Source organism: Christiangramia sp. (assembly GCF_029937855.1).
GTDB lineage: Bacteria > Bacteroidota > Bacteroidia > Flavobacteriales > Flavobacteriaceae > Christiangramia.
In genome coordinates, this window is sequence record NZ_JAPYPC010000028.1 from 20,080 (window position 1) to 36,172 (window position 16,093).

The 16,093-nt window shown below is 36.3% G+C and carries 11 protein-coding genes; 7 read left to right on the forward strand and 4 right to left on the reverse strand.

The genetic code is table 11. The annotated features are described in order from the left end of the window. Positions 1 to 127: 127 nt before the first annotated feature. Both Q1K34_RS13850 and Q1K34_RS13855 read left to right on the forward strand, forming a co-directional pair. Positions 128 to 1,168 carry a M12 family metallopeptidase gene (locus tag Q1K34_RS13850; protein ID WP_300440024.1) on the forward strand — a complete coding sequence of 347 codons (1,041 nt, stop codon included), beginning with the start codon at positions 128 to 130 and terminating at the stop codon, positions 1,166 to 1,168. Positions 1,169 to 1,415: 247 nt separating this feature from the next. After that, positions 1,416 to 2,531, forward strand: a complete 1,116-nt coding sequence (locus tag Q1K34_RS13855) for a M12 family metallopeptidase (RefSeq protein WP_300440027.1) — start codon at positions 1,416 to 1,418, stop codon at positions 2,529 to 2,531. A 141-nt stretch (positions 2,532 to 2,672) separates the two neighbouring features. Here the strand turns inward: Q1K34_RS13855 and Q1K34_RS13860 are convergent, their stop codons facing one another. Further along, positions 2,673 to 3,266, reverse strand: a complete 594-nt coding sequence (locus Q1K34_RS13860) for an ACP phosphodiesterase (protein WP_300440030.1) — start codon at positions 3,264 to 3,266, stop codon at positions 2,673 to 2,675. A 140-nt stretch (positions 3,267 to 3,406) separates the two neighbouring features. On the opposite strand from Q1K34_RS13860, the gene glmM reads away from it, so the two are divergent. After that, positions 3,407 to 4,792, forward strand: a complete 1,386-nt coding sequence (gene glmM / locus Q1K34_RS13865; protein WP_300440033.1) for a phosphoglucosamine mutase — start codon at positions 3,407 to 3,409, stop codon at positions 4,790 to 4,792. On the opposite strand, the gene Q1K34_RS13870 is transcribed toward glmM, so the two are convergent. Then, positions 4,789 to 5,694, reverse strand: a complete 906-nt coding sequence (locus tag Q1K34_RS13870) for a lysophospholipid acyltransferase family protein (RefSeq protein WP_300440037.1) — start codon at positions 5,692 to 5,694, stop codon at positions 4,789 to 4,791. The two genes, glmM and Q1K34_RS13870, sit on opposite strands and share 4 nt — an antisense overlap. Positions 5,695 to 5,746: 52 nt before the next feature. Here Q1K34_RS13870 and Q1K34_RS13875 point away from each other — a divergent pair, with 52 nt between their 5' ends. Both Q1K34_RS13875 and Q1K34_RS13880 read left to right on the forward strand, forming a co-directional pair. Then, entirely contained in the window at positions 5,747 to 6,394 is a 648-nt protein-coding gene (locus Q1K34_RS13875) for a rhomboid family intramembrane serine protease (protein ID WP_300440040.1), read from the forward strand. Positions 6,395 to 6,443: 49 nt separating this feature from the next. Continuing rightward, a complete protein-coding gene (locus Q1K34_RS13880) occupies positions 6,444 to 7,130 on the forward strand; it encodes an SIMPL domain-containing protein (protein ID WP_300440042.1) in 687 nt (228 codons plus the stop codon). A gap of 320 nt (positions 7,131 to 7,450) precedes the next feature. On the opposite strand, the gene Q1K34_RS13885 is transcribed toward Q1K34_RS13880, so the two are convergent. Beyond that, on the reverse strand, positions 7,451 to 8,572 hold the full coding sequence (locus Q1K34_RS13885) for a TlpA disulfide reductase family protein (protein ID WP_300440044.1): 1,122 nt from the start codon (positions 8,570 to 8,572) through the stop codon (positions 7,451 to 7,453). Between the two features lie 136 nt (positions 8,573 to 8,708). Here Q1K34_RS13885 and Q1K34_RS13890 point away from each other — a divergent pair, with 136 nt between their 5' ends. Next, positions 8,709 to 11,075 carry a GAF domain-containing protein gene (locus Q1K34_RS13890; protein ID WP_300440046.1) on the forward strand — a complete coding sequence of 789 codons (2,367 nt, stop codon included), beginning with the start codon at positions 8,709 to 8,711 and terminating at the stop codon, positions 11,073 to 11,075. Here Q1K34_RS13890 and Q1K34_RS13895 read toward each other — a convergent pair. Next, positions 11,067 to 12,251, reverse strand: coding sequence for a Pycsar system effector family protein (locus Q1K34_RS13895; protein ID WP_300440049.1), 1,185 nt, complete (start codon positions 12,249 to 12,251; stop codon positions 11,067 to 11,069). The two genes, Q1K34_RS13890 and Q1K34_RS13895, sit on opposite strands and share 9 nt — an antisense overlap. Positions 12,252 to 12,308: 57 nt before the next feature. On the opposite strand from Q1K34_RS13895, the gene Q1K34_RS13900 reads away from it, so the two are divergent. Beyond that, positions 12,309 to 16,028, forward strand: coding sequence for a metallophosphoesterase (locus Q1K34_RS13900; protein ID WP_300440052.1), 3,720 nt, complete (start codon positions 12,309 to 12,311; stop codon positions 16,026 to 16,028). Positions 16,029 to 16,093: the final 65 nt, after the last annotated feature.

The window sequence follows — 16,093 nt, forward strand, 5'->3', positions numbered from 1 at the left end:
TGTAAGAATTTGACTGTTAAAAATTTAACTATAAATTAAGTTAATTTTTTTGGAACGGACTTTGCAAATCACTGACAGCAAACAAAATTTTAGAATTATTTTAAAACAAAAATTAAAAGACCTACTTATGAGAAAATTGAAATTAGTTTTCGTATTACCCCTCCTTGCAATTTTTGCATGTAGCGAAGACCCGGTTACAGATCAAATCAATTCAGAAAACACGCCTCAGACCCAATCTAAGAATCTTCTAGATAATGTTACGGAAGTAGCCTTTCCGGAACAGTTCGGAACAGTTTCAGACGTTTACTATACAGGATTAAAGTTACCTGTAGAAGATATAGAGGGACAATATGTCTATCAGGGAGATATCATCATACCTAGAAATAAGACTTCTAAAAGCCCTGTAGAGGTTATCTATGAGAAAGGACAAGCACCTCAAAAAAGCGTTGGCCGTACTTCCCATTATTGGCCAGATAATACCGTTTTTTACGACATAGACGGTAGTTTACCTGATAAGAATAGAGTTTACGATGCTATAAGTCACTGGGAAGCTAATACCAATCTTGAGTTTGTAAAACGGTCGGGACAGTCTAACTATATTTATTTCACACCAGGATCCGGTTGTTCTTCTTATATTGGTATGACAGGCGGGAAACAAAATATTACCCTCGCAGATGCCTGTTCTACGGGTAATACGATACATGAAATTGGTCACGCAATTGGGTTATGGCACGAGCAAAGTCGGGTAGATAGAGATAATCACATCACAATCCATTGGGATAACATAAAAAGTGGAAGAGATTATAACTTTGAAACATATGCTGCCCAGGGCTTTGATGGAGATGAATTTACCACTAACCTTGATTTTGGTTCTATCATGATGTACAGCGCTTATTCTTTCTCTAGCAATGGTCAACCTACGATCACTAAAAAAGATGGTAGTACTTATAATGCTCAAAGATCTAGTTTATCTAGCGGCGATAAGCAAGGTGTTAACGCAATGTATCCATCGACCGGTGGCGAAGTAACTACACCAAATTATATAAACGGTGAGTATTATACTATTGCTGGGGTAACAGTTTTAAGGTATTATGACAGCTGGTGGTATCAAACCAGATTTGGATGGAGAGCCGTACGCTTAGTGAATGGGAGCTGGGAGTGGGCATAGTCCATTAATTTATAATCAACAAAAACCTCGGTTTTATGGGAATATTATCGAGGTTTTTTTTGTGTAAAATATATGTTAAAATCACACCTAATGTAGATATTTTCCACAGTTAATATTTTAACTACCTAATTCTACCTGCAATCGTATTAATCTATAAAGTGTATTTATTTACCGACTAAAAGCAATAAAATTTTCAAGTCTGATTTAAACCCAAACAAATCAGATATTATCAATTAAATACCTACTTATGAAAAACTTAAAATTTCTTTTAGCAATTCCGTTATTGTCTATAATTGGCTGTAGCGAAGACAATTTTTCTGAATCTTCCATAGAACAGAATAAAGCAAGTTCCATTTTTAAGGATGATCTAACGGAAGTTGCATATCCTAATACAACAGGTAGTATTGCAGATATCTATTTTGCGGGTAGAAAACTTCCGGTTGAGGAAATAAACGGCAAATTTGTTTATCAGGGAGATATATTTCTTCCGGAAGCTAATATTTCTAAAAGTCCTGTGGATTCAATTCTTGACGCTGGCGAAAATCCTGGTGCGACAAATAAAAGTGTTGGAAGAACAAAATATTTCTGGCCAGATAATATAGTGTATTATGAAATTGATGCTTCATTGCCAAATCAGCAACGGGTAACTGATGCTATTAATCATTGGGAAAGTAATACAGCCGTTAAATTTGTAAGGCGATCTTCTGAATCTAACTATGTATATTTTACTCCGGGAGGAGGATGCTCTTCTTACATTGGAATGATAGGGGGAAGACAACCAATTACTTTAGCTGATGCCTGTTCAACTGGGAATACCATTCATGAAATAGGACATGCCGTGGGATTATGGCATGAACAAAGTAGAGCCGATAGAGATCAGACAATAACAGTTCATTTTGACAATATTCTTTCCGGAAGGGAACATAATTTTAAAACATATGAAGCTGCAGGTTGGGATGGTGCAGAATATACTGCAGGTTTAGATCTTGGTTCAATCATGATGTACAGTCCCTACTCATTTTCAGCAACCGGTAAGCCCACAATTACTAGAAAAGACGGCTCACTCTATTCCGTTCAACGTACAGCGCTTTCAAACGGTGATATTGAGGGAATTAATGTAATGTATCCCGGTGAAGTAACTGAGCCGGCACCAACGGAACCGGAGCCTACAGAACCGGAGCCTACAGAACCGGAACCTACTGAGCCGGAACCAACCAATCCGGAACCAGAGTATATTAATGGGGAGTATTATGTTATTGAAGGAGTGATGGTTTTAAGAAAAGATGATAAATGGTGGGTTGAGAAAGGAAAAAACCTGAAACAAGTAGAACTAATAAACGGAAGATGGAAATTTGTTAAGTAAAAATTTAATTTTTTCTAAAAAGAAAGACCGGTTCAAGCCGGTCTTTTTTTCTTCATAGGTTAGAAGCTTCCTGGTTAACTTGTAATTCTATAAATTATGAAATCTAATTTTTTAATTTTTCCTAGACTTTCCTCAGGGAACTTATAATATTTCTATTTTCTCAAGTTTGACCTTGCTGAACCTGGTTACATCATCAAAAAATATTTTAAATTCCTTTTCGAATTCCGGATAATACTGTTTTAGTTCTTTAACAGCGAGATTCATATTAGATTTTCTTCCGGTTCGTCTATTCATCCCGGAAAGAACTTTTTCAATTCCATCAATCTCAGCATAGCTTAACAACCAATTATCCTCTATCATGTAAGGAAGAAAACTCTTTACTTTCGTAGGTAGAATAGCAAAGTTCTCTTTCAGTAAGTCGTAAAAATTTAGGGTAAAATCTTTTAAAGGGACTGGAGAATATTTGGTCCAATTTGAAGCCAGAAAATGATCGTAGAATATATCTACAATAACTCCACTATAATGGCTGTATTCTGAAAATAATCTATGGGTACTTTCTCTAAAAACCGGATGTGTGTCGGTATAAAAATCTATAGCTCGGTGCAGTATAATACCTTTTTGAATATTCCTGGGATACTTTTGATATTTTTTTCCTTTAATCGAGTCGGCCATGAAATTGCCGATTTTAATCTCATCATTATTTCCAGAGAGGTAGATATGCGCCAAAAAATTCATTAGGGAAAGATACAAATAATAGCATACCAGGGTTAATTTTTGTTAAGTTTTGGAGAGAAGAAATACAGCCATGTATATTTGCTAAATATGGAAATCCCTGGATTTCTAAAGTGAACAAGTTATAAATATTAAATAGTACAATGACATTAATAAAATCAATCTCCGGAATTAGAGGAACCATTGGAGGCGCTACTGGTAAAAATCTTACTCCTTTGGATACTGTAAAATTTGCTGCTGCCTACGGAACCTGGTTAAAAAAAGAATCAGGAAAAAACAATATTAAAGTTGTGGTAGGCAGAGATGCCAGAATTTCCGGTAAAATGATACAGGAATTAACCATGAATACCTTAACCGGATTAGGGATTGATGTTATAGACCTGGGACTTTCAACAACTCCAACCGTGGAAATAGCAGTTCCCATGGAAAACGCAGATGGTGGAATTATTTTAACCGCAAGTCATAACCCAAAACAATGGAATGCTTTAAAACTACTTAATAAAAAAGGTGAGTTTCTTGATGGAGAAGCCGGAGCTGAAATTTTAAAAATTGCAGAGAACGAAGGTTTTGAATTTGCAGAAGTTGATGAGCTGGGACAAATAACTGCTATAGAGAATTATATCGAAAAGCACATTGAGGAAGTTTTAAAACTGAAGCTAGTTGATGCAGGTAAAGTGGCCACTTCAAAATTTAAAGTAGCCGTGGATGCAGTAAATTCAACCGGAGGAATAGCAATTCCTGCTTTACTGAAGAAAATGGGGGTTGAGGTGATAGAACTTTATTGTGAGCCTAACGGTCATTTCCCTCATAATCCTGAGCCTCTAAAGGAACATTTAACAGATATCTGTGAACTTGTAAAAAAGGAAAAAGCAGACCTTGGGATCGTGGTGGATCCTGATGTTGACAGATTAGCCTTTATTGATGAAAATGGAGAAATGTTTGGGGAAGAATATACGTTGGTTGCCTGCGCAGATTATGTACTTTCAAAAACACCGGGCAATACTGTGAGCAATTTATCGTCTTCTCGGGCGCTACGCGATATTACTGAAAAACATGATGGGAAATATGAGGCCAGTGCCGTTGGAGAAGTAAATGTTGTAAAGTTGATGAAAGATAACCAGGCCGTTATTGGAGGAGAAGGTAACGGAGGCATTATCTATCCTGAGGCTCATTACGGGAGGGATAGCCTTGTGGGAACAGCTTTATTTTTAACATACCTGGCTGAAAATGGGAAAAAAATTTCAGAAATCAGGAATGGATATCCTTCTTATTTTATGAGTAAAAATAAAATTGAATTAACACCAGATCTCGATGTAGATGGCATCTTAAAAGCTGTTGAAAAAAGACATGCTACAGAGGAAATTTCTACGGTAGATGGTGTGAAGATCGACTTTCCTGAAAATTGGGTGCATCTAAGAAAATCTAATACCGAGCCGATCATTAGAATTTATACCGAAGCTAAATCTCAAAGAGAAGCTGATGATCTGGCTCAAAAAATGATAAAGGAAATTAAAACGATTATAGCCTAATTTATTATGGTGGCATTTTCAGGAATGGGCTCATTGCGATGTTTCCATCGTTTATGAGTCCATAAATAATATGCCGGTTCCTTTCGAATTTGTTTTTCCAGTAACTCGATAAACTTTTCCGTGATATAATGCTCAGGTTCATTTGGCGCATCTTCGGTAATAGGCACCAGTGTGGCACTATATTTACCTCTTCCCACTTTCTCCACATGAAGGTATAAGACACTTAAATCTAACTTTCGGGCTAATTTTTCAGATCCTTCAAATACCGGTACTCGTATTCCCATAAAATGAAGCCAGTAAAATGCCCTACGCATTTTTGGGGATTGATCTGCAATCATGGCATAATTTGCCAGTTTTCCCTCTCTTTCATTCTGAATGATGGTCGCGGTAGCTTTATAAGAACTAATTAAAGTTCCACCAAACCGTCCCCTTATCTTTCTTACCAGATCATCAAAATGCTTATTTCTAATTCTTTTATAAATTCCAAAAGAATGAAATTTCAGTCCATGTAACTGCAATGCGTTCATCCATTCATAACTTGCATAATGTCCGCACATGACCACCAGGCTTTTGTTCTTTGCCTCCAGGGTTCTTAAATAATCAAGATTGGTAAATTCATATCTCTTTTTTATTTGCTTTTCAGAAATAGAGATGCTTTTTATCATTTCCAGGAACATATCGCACATATGGCTATAAAACCTCTTTCGGATCTTTTTCAATTCGGAATCTGACTTCTTCGGAAATACCAGCTTAAGGTTATTCCAAACTGTTTTTTTTCTATAACCTACTATATGATAAACCAGTACGAATACCATATCTGATACTAAATAAAAAAGCCGAAATGGTAAAATAGAAATAAGCCAAAGGAGTGGGTAGACTAACCAGAAAACTAAGCCTTGCATAAAAATTCTTTCCGCAAATATATGGTATATTTGAAATTAAACTTAAGCAAATATGGGAGATTTAAACCTGGTGACACTTGCCGTTATTGTGGTAAATGTTTTGGTTTCATTCAAGGGTTTTAGCGATAAAGCCTTCTTTAATAAATTCAAATTCAATGTAGCCGATATAAAAAGCGGTTCAAAATTTCAAATAGCCACCTCAGGTTTTCTTCACGTAGATACCGGTCATTTATTTGTAAATATGCTGACCTTGTATTTTTTCGCCAATGTGGTTATTTACGCCATGGGTGCTCCGGCATTCTTAATTATATATGTTGGGAGTTTATTATTAGGGAACTTGCTTTCGTATTATTTTCACAAAGACGATTTGAACTATACCGCAGTGGGGGCAAGTGGTGCAGTGATGGGGATTTTATATTCCGCTATATTATTACAACCGGATATGACCTTAGGCCTGTTCTTTGTTATTCCCATTCCTGCCTATGTATTTGGAATAGGATATCTCTTTTATACTATCTACGGAATGAAGCGTAGATCCGATAATATTGGGCATGATGCTCATTTTGGCGGCGCTACAGGGGGATATTTTTTAACCATGATGTTGGCGCCCTGGGTTTTTGAAAGCCATCTTCTTATGGTAATTCTTCTGGCTATACCAATTGTGATACTTTTTTTACTGCAAAGGACCGGTTATATATAGTTTGGTACCCTTCTTGCCATTCGGATTCTGAAACTAAAAACTATTTAATATGAAAAAGTTATTTTTTGTGCTGGCTCTAATTACTACCATCCCTATGTTTGCGCAGCAAAACCTGGAAAGATCTATGGTAAACGTCACAGGGGAAGGTGTCGTGAAAGTAGAACCAGATGAAGTCCTCATTAAATCCAGAATTGAACATGAGGGTTCCTCTGCTGCTGAAGTTAAAAAGCAAAATGACGAGGTGGTTAATAAGATCATTAAATATCTAAAATCTCAAAACATCGATGAAAAGGATATTAAAACCGAATATATTAACCTGAATAAGCGATATGATTATAATGACAAATCCTATACATATGTGGCTAACCAGGCTATTTCTATTAAATTGCAAGATCTTACAGATTATGAGAAAATCATGAAAGGTCTCCTGGAGAATGGTTTAAATAGAATAGACGGGATTGAGTTCAAATCTTCAGAAATAGAGAAATATGAAAAAGAAGCCCGAAAATTAGCTGTTCTTGATGCTCAAAACACAGCCAGGGAACTAGCAGAGCCATTAGGGCAGGGAATTGGCAAAGCAGTTTCTATAAGTGAAATGGATTCTAATAATTTTCAGCCGATGTATAGAATGGATGCTGTTGTAGAAATGAGTTCAGCTAAAGGCAGTCAGCAAACTATCGCACCGGGAGAACTTGAGATAAAGATTAAAGTAAACGTAGGTTTCGAGTTGCAATAAAAAAAAATGAAAGGCTGTATAAAAACTTAATGCCTGCTTCGTTATTCTAAATGAATGCCCACAACTTTTAGACAGCCTTTTTATTTAGAACCAGTGGTGTCCTATAAAAATTTTAAAGAACGAACCTGAATCCGATATTTTTGATAGTTGAAAGTATCTTCTATATACCCTGGTTTTATTAATTTATTTAAATGTGGCATTCTTTGAAAAACACAATTTCAGGCTTACTTTGTCTCTCGGTGAGTAAAATCTAACTTCTTAATATTAAAAGCTAACCGATCTGGTTTCTTTAACCGGATCTAAATAATTGGGAATATAAATTACTGAAGTAGTTCTCCAATCTTATTTTCCAGGGCATCACCTCTTAAATTTTTCGCCACAATTATCCCCTTTTCATCCAAAATAAAAGTCGCAGGTATTGCTGAAATTTTATATTTCCTGGCAATAGGATCATTCCAGAATTGCAGGTTTGAGACGTGGTTCCACTGTTCTAAATTATCTTCTTCAATTGCCTGAATCCATCGGTCTTTTTGCCCCGGTCTGTCTAAAGAAACACTAATAACGCTTAGTCCCTGGTCTTTATATTTGTTATACGTCCTAACAAGATTAGGATTTTCAATGCGACATGGCTTACACCAGGCAGCCCAGAAATCTACAATAGTTACTTTCCCCAAATTATCACTGAGGGATAATTCTTTTCCGTCTGGAGTAGGGCCTGAAAATTCAGGAGCTTTGCTTCCAACTTCCGCAGCTTTATTCTGCTCCAAAACTTTCTCTAAGTTTTTGGCCATGGGAGTTTTTTTAATTCTATCTGATACTTCATCGTACATTTCTCTTACTTCAGCTGAAGAAAGTGTCTTCATTTTTAACATATCAGTAAGTAGCATCACTGCTAAATAAGAATCTTTATTTCTATTGAATAAATCCTTTTTAAAATTTTCGTCATTATCCCTTAATTCCAGCTGAGTTTCTCGCATAGTTGCAAGTTTAGCTGTATCTCGGGAAGTCATGGCCTGTCTCATTTCCTGCTGCATTTTCCCCATTTTACGATTTAATTCATTTAAATGGTTTAAATATTCTGAAAGTCCTTTATTTTCTTTGCCTCCACTAATTTTAGCATTTCTAAGGCTGTCTTTATTTATATCAAAACTGATTTTCTCATTTTCGGCAATAAAAATCACATTTCCGTTAACTCCTTCAAAGCTTAAAAAACTAAGTTTAGGGAGATCGATATTTTGCATATCAAGCTCAAATTCGCCTTGCTGAATAGTGGTAGTGTCTAAAGGGCTGGTTGAATTTGTTTCAGCATCATATTCAGAAACATAGACTTTTTTCCCGTCTTCCATTCCGGAAACACTTCCGCTTAAAAAATATCCTTTATCCTCCTGGCAGCCCGTGAATAATAGAATCATCACGGAAAATAATATTGAGATTTTCTTCATTTTACTTATAGTTTAGTACAAAAATAAAGAACTCCCGTCTCATAGTGGTCCCTTAATTATAAATTATTGTTAATTTCATCAAGCTTCCACTTCAAGGGATTCTATAACTTTTAATTTTACTTTAAATTATCGGGCTATGACGCAGCAAATAAAAGATTTCCCTTTCGATATTCAGATAAGCTTTCATAAGGTGATAGAGGAGTATGAAAAGGAGGTCAAAGAAATTGAGAGTAGTATCTCCAAGGAATATATGGAGAATATGCTGGCTTATATTTCCAAATATCCTGAACTAACCGATGGTTTTGAAAATCCGGAACTTCTCAAAAAATATAAGGAACCTATTAAAATTCTGTTAGATGATCTATTTCCTGGGATTCTCACCAATAATGAGATTAAGGCTGCTGCCGTCCCCTTCCATAATATCCTTTTTAATTCTTCCAAACGTTTAAGACAAATTTTGAAAAATGCCGGGAAGGATTTTGAAATTAGGTTCAGAAATATGGATGAGGAAAATATTTACATTTTCGCCTGTATTCAAATCCTCAAACAGTACTACAAATATGAAGTAGATGTGTCCAGGCCGATGTATTATGATATTCCAGATAAAGAAGGAATAAAAAGACATTACAGGATAGCCATGAATGCCGATTTTGTAGAGATCGTAAAAAAGGAAAAAGCTCCTGAAGTTACTCAGGAAGATGTGGATATGTTACTGCAGAACGTGGATGATCTTGAATTGTGGAAGGAAAAGATACCTCCCAATTCTTATATTTTTAAAGGTTTTACAATTGTAAATTTAACCGATGTTACCATAGATGATGCAATTTCCGAATTAAAAACAACCCTTTTATTTGAAGAGGTGAATGAAGCGGAGGAACTAAAGAAACTACAGGAAATTTTTAGATCTATTTATAAAATTCCAGATCTTCGGGTAGGTTTTACGGTTTTCAATCGGCAGGAGATGATTTTCGAGCGAATGGAGAATAAAGAGGCAAAAAGTTTTATTCTTGATAAAGAGCTAACTAACGATTGTGATACGGGAATTTGTGAAACAGGTTTTCAGAAGCTGATCGATAACAACACTTACTTTACTATTTCCAATGTAGATAATTATATAAAAAAGAATGATAACCTACTGGCGAAGAATCTAAAAAAGAATAAGGTTAGAAGTTGTTTGCTGGCTCCTATTGCCAAAAATGGTAAACTTTTGGGGATACTGGAACTCGCTTCTGAAAGGAAGAATGAACTCAATAGCATAAATGCAATTAAGCTTGATGATATCCTTCCCTATATTATCACCACAGTTGAAAGAAACAGGAATGATTTTGAAAACAGGGTAAAGGCGGTGATCCAAAGTGAGTGTACTTCTATTCATCCCAGCGTTCTCTGGGTGTTTGAAAAAGAAGCTAAAAAATTCATTAAAGACTATGATAAAGACGGCCTTGCTTCTTTTAAGGATATTTCCTTCAAAGATGTTTACCCTCTATACGGACAGATAGATATTGTAGCTTCTTCGGAATCGCGAAATAATGCTATTAAAAAGGATTTATTGGATCAGCTGGATATTATCCTGGATATTATTCAAAAAGCCTACGCTATTGAAGAATTGCCCATTTATGACCAGGTTAAGTACAGGATATCAGATTTTAAAGAAGAACTTCAGGAAAAGCTGAATGCCAGTAGTGAGCAGAAAGTTTTTAACCTTCTTAAAAAAGAAGTCAATCCTTTGATGAGCCATTTAAAGAAGCAATCTAAGGATATTAAGGAACTGGTTGAAAAATATACGGCAATGCTCAATCCTGAAACAGGATTGGTTTATAACCATCGTAAAAAATATGATGAAACCGTTCAGCAAATAAACCGAACCATGTCCAGGTATATTGACAAAAAGCAAATCCAGGCTCAGGAAATATATCCTCATTATTTTGAAAGGTATAAAACTGATGGGGTAGACCATAATATGTATATAGGCGCTTCCATGGCTAATAAAAAGCCTTTCAATAAGGTCTATTTATTCAATTTAAGGCTGTGGCAGCTTAGCACCATGTGTGAAATGGAAAATCGTTTTTATCAGTTACAGGAAAACACCCCGATTAAATTAGAAGCTGCATCGTTAATCCTGGTGTATAATAGTACAATGTCTATTCGGTATAGAATGGATGAAAAGAAATTTGATGTGGATGGTACCTATAATGCCAGATATGAGATTATTAAAAAGCGAATAGACAAAGCTTTTGTCAAGGATACAGAAGAGCGCGTAACCCAAAAGGGAAAGATGACCATTGTTTATTCTCAAAGCAGTGATGAGCGGGAGTATCTCCAATACATCAAGTATCTTCAGGCTAAAAATTATTTTGGGGAAGATATTGAATTGCTGGAATTAGAAGATGTCCAGGGTGTAGTAGGATTAAAAGCAATTAGAGTGAATATACTTTACTCGCCAGATCAAAACCATCCTGAAAAAATTATCAATTATGAAGATTTAATGGAAGAATTACATTGAGTAGAACGCCAGAATAAATGCAATTACCGAAACGATAATCCCCGTCATAAATACCGTATAGGTGAGCCTTAAAAGAAAATATTTTCTATGCAGCACTTTACCCAGTAAGTGAAGGTCCAGCATAAGCATCTCATACACGTAATCCTTGTCTTTAATTAATTTATTCATTCCCCATTTAAATTGATCAAAAGGCATTTTATGATAGTTTCCGAAGAACAATAAATTTACATTTCTGTTTTTCACCTGCTCTTTGGTAAACTCACCACTGGTAACATTAGGGCGGGTGGACATTATAGATAGTATTATAGAGGCAACGCTAAATAATACCAAAACCAAACTGGGAATAAGTAAGTGCTTATTGGATTCTGCCTCTAATTTGGGGATTAGATTAGCCAGTGCCAGTGAAATGATGATCGCGTTTACTGAAAGTAAAATGTTGGCTTTAGTATCTGCAATATCACTTAATTTTATATGGTTTCTTAGGGTTACCCGAAAAAGCGTCTGGATACTTCTTTCAGGATTCTCATTTTTATATTTGGCCTTCATTCTGGCCTTATGCTCCTCCTTCTTTAATTTCTTTTCCTGCTTATTTTTACTCTCAATGAGTTCTAAAAGATTTTCCTCTTTTTTAGGTTTCCATTCTTTGAGGGCATAATCGGTATAGTACTGATGTTTTTCTGTAAAAACATAAATGTTCTCCTCTAGCCATTCAGCATTGGTGAAATTTTTAACATTATGAAGTTCCAGTTCCTGTCTTAAAAATTCACTGGTCTCTTCAAAATAATCTTTTCCGAAGTGGGATGAATCGGCATCTCTAATAATCTTTTCCCCGAGACAGGTGGGGGTATTGGAAAACCTGGTAGCTAAAATATATTGTTTTACTTTTTCAATAAGGTCTTCGGTAGCGTTATTCTCTTTGAGAAAGGAGTCGGCAATTTCAGCACTTTTTTCTTCATGCCCTTTATATTTGTGAATATAGCCGGTATCATGAAGCCATGCCGCCAGAATAAGTGCTTCTTCCTCTTTAACATTAATTTCAGAATTATCGATTAATTCTTTAGTACTTTTAACCACACGTTCTGTGTGCTGGTAGTTATGATAAATAAAGGTGTTTGGCAGTTTTTCTTTAAATAATTCTTCAACAAATTTATCAGCTTTCTCAATGAGATTATTCATACATGAAGTTCTTAATTACCTGGACCAAATTACAAAAAATATTGACCAATATTTTCTATGAAAAAAGTTAAACTTTTAGTCTCGCTTTTAGGAATATTCCTTGTTTTTTCTTGTGCTATTACGGAACCTAAATACAGGCAGGGAGAACCAACCTCAGATTTTGGATATCCTGAAAATAAAGAAATTGAAAAATCTTTTTATCTGCTTGGTGATGGAGGTTATTCTCCACCCGGTGGTACTTCTTTGGGTTTAATCGCCTTTAAGAGATTCTTAGATTCCGTAAATAAACCTGAGAACTACACGATCTTCCTGGGAGATAATATTTATCCGGATGGTATGCCCCCTGAAGGTTCTTCACAACGTGAAGCTGCAGAATACCGGCTGGATGCTCAACTGGATGCAATTGAAAATTACCAGGGCAGGGTAGTGGTTATCCCCGGAAATCATGATTGGTATAATGAAAAGCTCAATGGCCTGGAACGTCAAAAGAATTATCTTAAAAGTAAATTTGATGATATACTGGTTTGGAGCCCGGAGATTGGTTGCGGTCTGGAGTCACTCGAAATTTCAGAAAACATTCAGCTTATAGTGATAGATTCACAGTGGTATCTTGAAGATTGGGATAAAAATCCCAGGATTAATGATGATTGTGAGCAAATCAAGACCAGGGAGGCGATGTTTCTGGAGTTAGAATCTGAGATTAAGAAAAATCAGAATAAAACAGTTTTAATTGCCTTGCACCACCCTATTTATACTAATGGGGTTCATGGGGGGCAGTATACTTTTGACCGACATATTTATCCTTCTCAGAAGAAAATACCTTTGCCCATTCTGGGATCTTTGGCTACTTTAATTAGAACAACTGGAGGTGTTTCCATTCAGGATGCTCAAAATAACAGATATAAGTCACTGGCTAATAGATTATCTGTAATCGCTCAGGGATTTGAAAGGGTCATCTTTGCCTCGGGTCACGAGCATTCCCTACAATATATAGAACACGATAGTGTAAAGCAGATTGTTTCAGGATCGGGTTCAAAAGCTTCTTATGCCACATTGAGCAACGACGGTATTTTCGCATATAACGGGCAGGGTTTTGCAGTACTGGATATTTTTAAAGATGGTTCTTCCTGGGTTAGTTTTTACGGGAATCAGGAAAATAAACCCAAATTGCTTTTTCAGAAAGAGGTGCTGGAGACCCCAGTTCCCTTCGAATTCAAAGAATACCCAGATAGTTTTCCGCAGACAATAACCACTTCTATATATAAAGAAGAAGATACAGATAAAAGTCCTGCACATGAAACAGTTTGGGGTGAGCGATACCGCGAACTTTATGGCACTGATGTAACTCTGAAAGTAGCAGATTTAGATACTCTCTATGGAGGATTAGAGGTAGTACGCGAGGGTGGTGGCCACCAGACAGTTTCTTTGAGGGTGAAAGATAGTTTAGGCCGGGAGTATAATATTAGAAGATTACGGAAAGATGCCTTATTATTTTTACAAAATGTAGCATTTAAGAATCAGCCTGTAGAGAATAAACTGGAAAATACGGTTGCTGAAAATATTCTTCAGGATTTCTATACTGCTGCCCATCCGTATGGCTTTTTGGCAATACCTACGCTAAGCGAGGCTGCAGGAGTTTATCATACAAATCCTCAAGTATTTTATCTTCCAAAACAGAAAGCGCTGGGAAAATATAATTCGGTACACGGGGATGATATTTATATGATCGTGGAAAGACCGGAGGAAGGCTGGACGGGTTATAAGTATTTTGGAAGTCCGGATCACGATATTGTAAGCACGGCAGATATGTTGGAAAGGTTAAGGCGGGATGAAAAGTACGTTCTGGATGAGGCGGCCTATGTTAGAGCCAGGATATTTGATATGTTAATTGGTGATTGGGACAGGCACCAGGACCAATGGCGCTGGGCAGAGATTGAAGATGCGGAAGGAATACACCATTTTGAACCTATTCCCAGGGATCGTGACCAGGTATTTTCAAATTTTGATGGTGCTTTCTTTGGGACTTTGAGGGCACTTACCGGTTTCGCCAATCAGTTTGCAGTGTATGGTGATGATATTAAAGATGTGGAGTGGTTTAATATCGCTGCCATGGGACTCGATAGATCCCTTCTTCAAAATAAAGGGAAGGAAACATGGTTAGAACAGGCTCAGTTTGTTCAGGATCAAATTACAGATAAAGTTATTGCTGAAGCTTTTTCTAATTTGCCTGAAGAGACCAGGGGAGAGACCACCGAAGAGCTTATAGAAAATGTAAAAGGCCGCCGTAATAATATTGTGGATATCGCAGAAAGATACTACGATCAGCTGGCAAAGCTTGCAATTGTTACAGGGACAGATAAAGATGACTTTATAGATGTTGTTCGTCTTGAAGATGGAAGCACCAGGGTGACAATAACCAGAAATAAGGATGGCGAAAGAGCAGAAAATTTAAGCGATAAGGTTTATAAATTTTCTGAAACTAAGGAAATTTGGGTTTATGGTTTGGATGATGATGATAAGATTCAGGTGAAAGGAGATGGGCCTGCTAAAATATTTGTTCGGGTAATTGGCGGACAAAATAATGATGTCTATACAGTAGACAATGGTGGTAACCTAAAGCTTTACGATCACAAATCTCTGCCAAATACTATAAAGAAACTTGGAGATGCCAAACTTAGACTTACCGATAATTACGAAATTAATACCTACGATAAAGACAAAAAAACTTTCTCTTCAGGATCTATAATACCTCAATTGGATTACAATCCAGATGAAGCTTTTTCATTTGGTCTTGAATATGTGAAATCTGTAAATAAATTTAAAAGAAACCCCTTTACTTCTCAATATACTTTTTTCGGGGAATATCATTCTGCTACCAATGGTTTTGAATTGGGTTATGAGGCTGAATTTGCCAGTATTATGGGAAATTATAATTTACTTCTGGGACTGAATTATAAAAGTCCTCAATATTCCAAAAACTTCTTTGGATTTGGTAATGAAACTGAAAATTTTGATGATGACCTGGATTTTGATTACAACCGGGTAGGCTTGAATGAGTATTCAGGTAAAGTTGCTTTAGTAAACAAAACACCTTTTGGTAGTTTCTTTGGGTTTACGGCCAGTTTTGAAGCTATTGAAGTACAGAAGGACGAAGGAAGGTTTATCACAGAAGAGTTTGTGAATTTAGATGAGGATATATTTGAAAGAAAATATTTTGCAGGCTTAGATGCGATGTACAGGTATGAAAGTTATGATGATCGTTTAAATCCAACCCGAGGAATGCTTTTTGAATTAAACCTGGGAGCTAAAATGAATACGGCCGATCCAGACAGACAATATGGTTATTTTAAACCTTATATGGGGTTCTATAATGCATTGACTCGTAATAGAAAACTGGTGATTAAAACCAGAGCCGAGGCTCATATAAATATAGGCCAGGAATACGAGTTTTACCAGTCGGCACAATTAGGTGCTGCAAGTGGCTTGAGAGGATATCGGCTTGAGAGATACTCGGGTAAAAGTTCATTTGGTACTGGTGCAGATCTACGCTATTCTTTTAATACTGTCAAAACCAGCTTTTTGCCTTTCCAATTGGGTGTTTTCGGAGGTTATGATTTAGGTAGAGTGTGGACGGAAGAAGAAAATAGTTCAGTTTGGCACGATAGCTATGGAGGGGGTTTCTGGATAAATAGTGCAGAGGCTATTCAGGGTAAAATGAGTGTTTTCGCCGGAAGTGAAGGAGCCAGGCTTCAGTTTAGCCTGGGATTTAAATTTTAAAGAATCTCCGGTTTCATGACTCAAAAAAAAGCCGGTTCACGTTAAACTGAACTGGCTTTTTTTTT

Coding starts and splice junctions, on each gene's coding strand:
- Q1K34_RS13875 (WP_300440040.1), top strand. CDS start 5,747: ATGGGAGATTTAAACCTGGTGACACTTGCCGTTATTGTGGTAAATGTT.
- Q1K34_RS13900 (WP_300440052.1), top strand. CDS start 12,309: ATGAAAAAAGTTAAACTTTTAGTCTCGCTTTTAGGAATATTCCTTGTT.
- glmM (WP_300440033.1), top strand. CDS start 3,407: ATGACATTAATAAAATCAATCTCCGGAATTAGAGGAACCATTGGAGGC.
- Q1K34_RS13890 (WP_300440046.1), top strand. CDS start 8,709: ATGACGCAGCAAATAAAAGATTTCCCTTTCGATATTCAGATAAGCTTT.
- Q1K34_RS13850 (WP_300440024.1), top strand. CDS start 128: ATGAGAAAATTGAAATTAGTTTTCGTATTACCCCTCCTTGCAATTTTT.
- Q1K34_RS13855 (WP_300440027.1), top strand. CDS start 1,416: ATGAAAAACTTAAAATTTCTTTTAGCAATTCCGTTATTGTCTATAATT.
- Q1K34_RS13860 (WP_300440030.1), bottom strand. CDS start 3,266: ATGAATTTTTTGGCGCATATCTACCTCTCTGGAAATAATGATGAGATT.
- Q1K34_RS13895 (WP_300440049.1), bottom strand. CDS start 12,251: ATGAATAATCTCATTGAGAAAGCTGATAAATTTGTTGAAGAATTATTT.
- Q1K34_RS13870 (WP_300440037.1), bottom strand. CDS start 5,694: ATGCAAGGCTTAGTTTTCTGGTTAGTCTACCCACTCCTTTGGCTTATT.
- Q1K34_RS13880 (WP_300440042.1), top strand. CDS start 6,444: ATGAAAAAGTTATTTTTTGTGCTGGCTCTAATTACTACCATCCCTATG.
- Q1K34_RS13885 (WP_300440044.1), bottom strand. CDS start 8,572: ATGAAGAAAATCTCAATATTATTTTCCGTGATGATTCTATTATTCACG.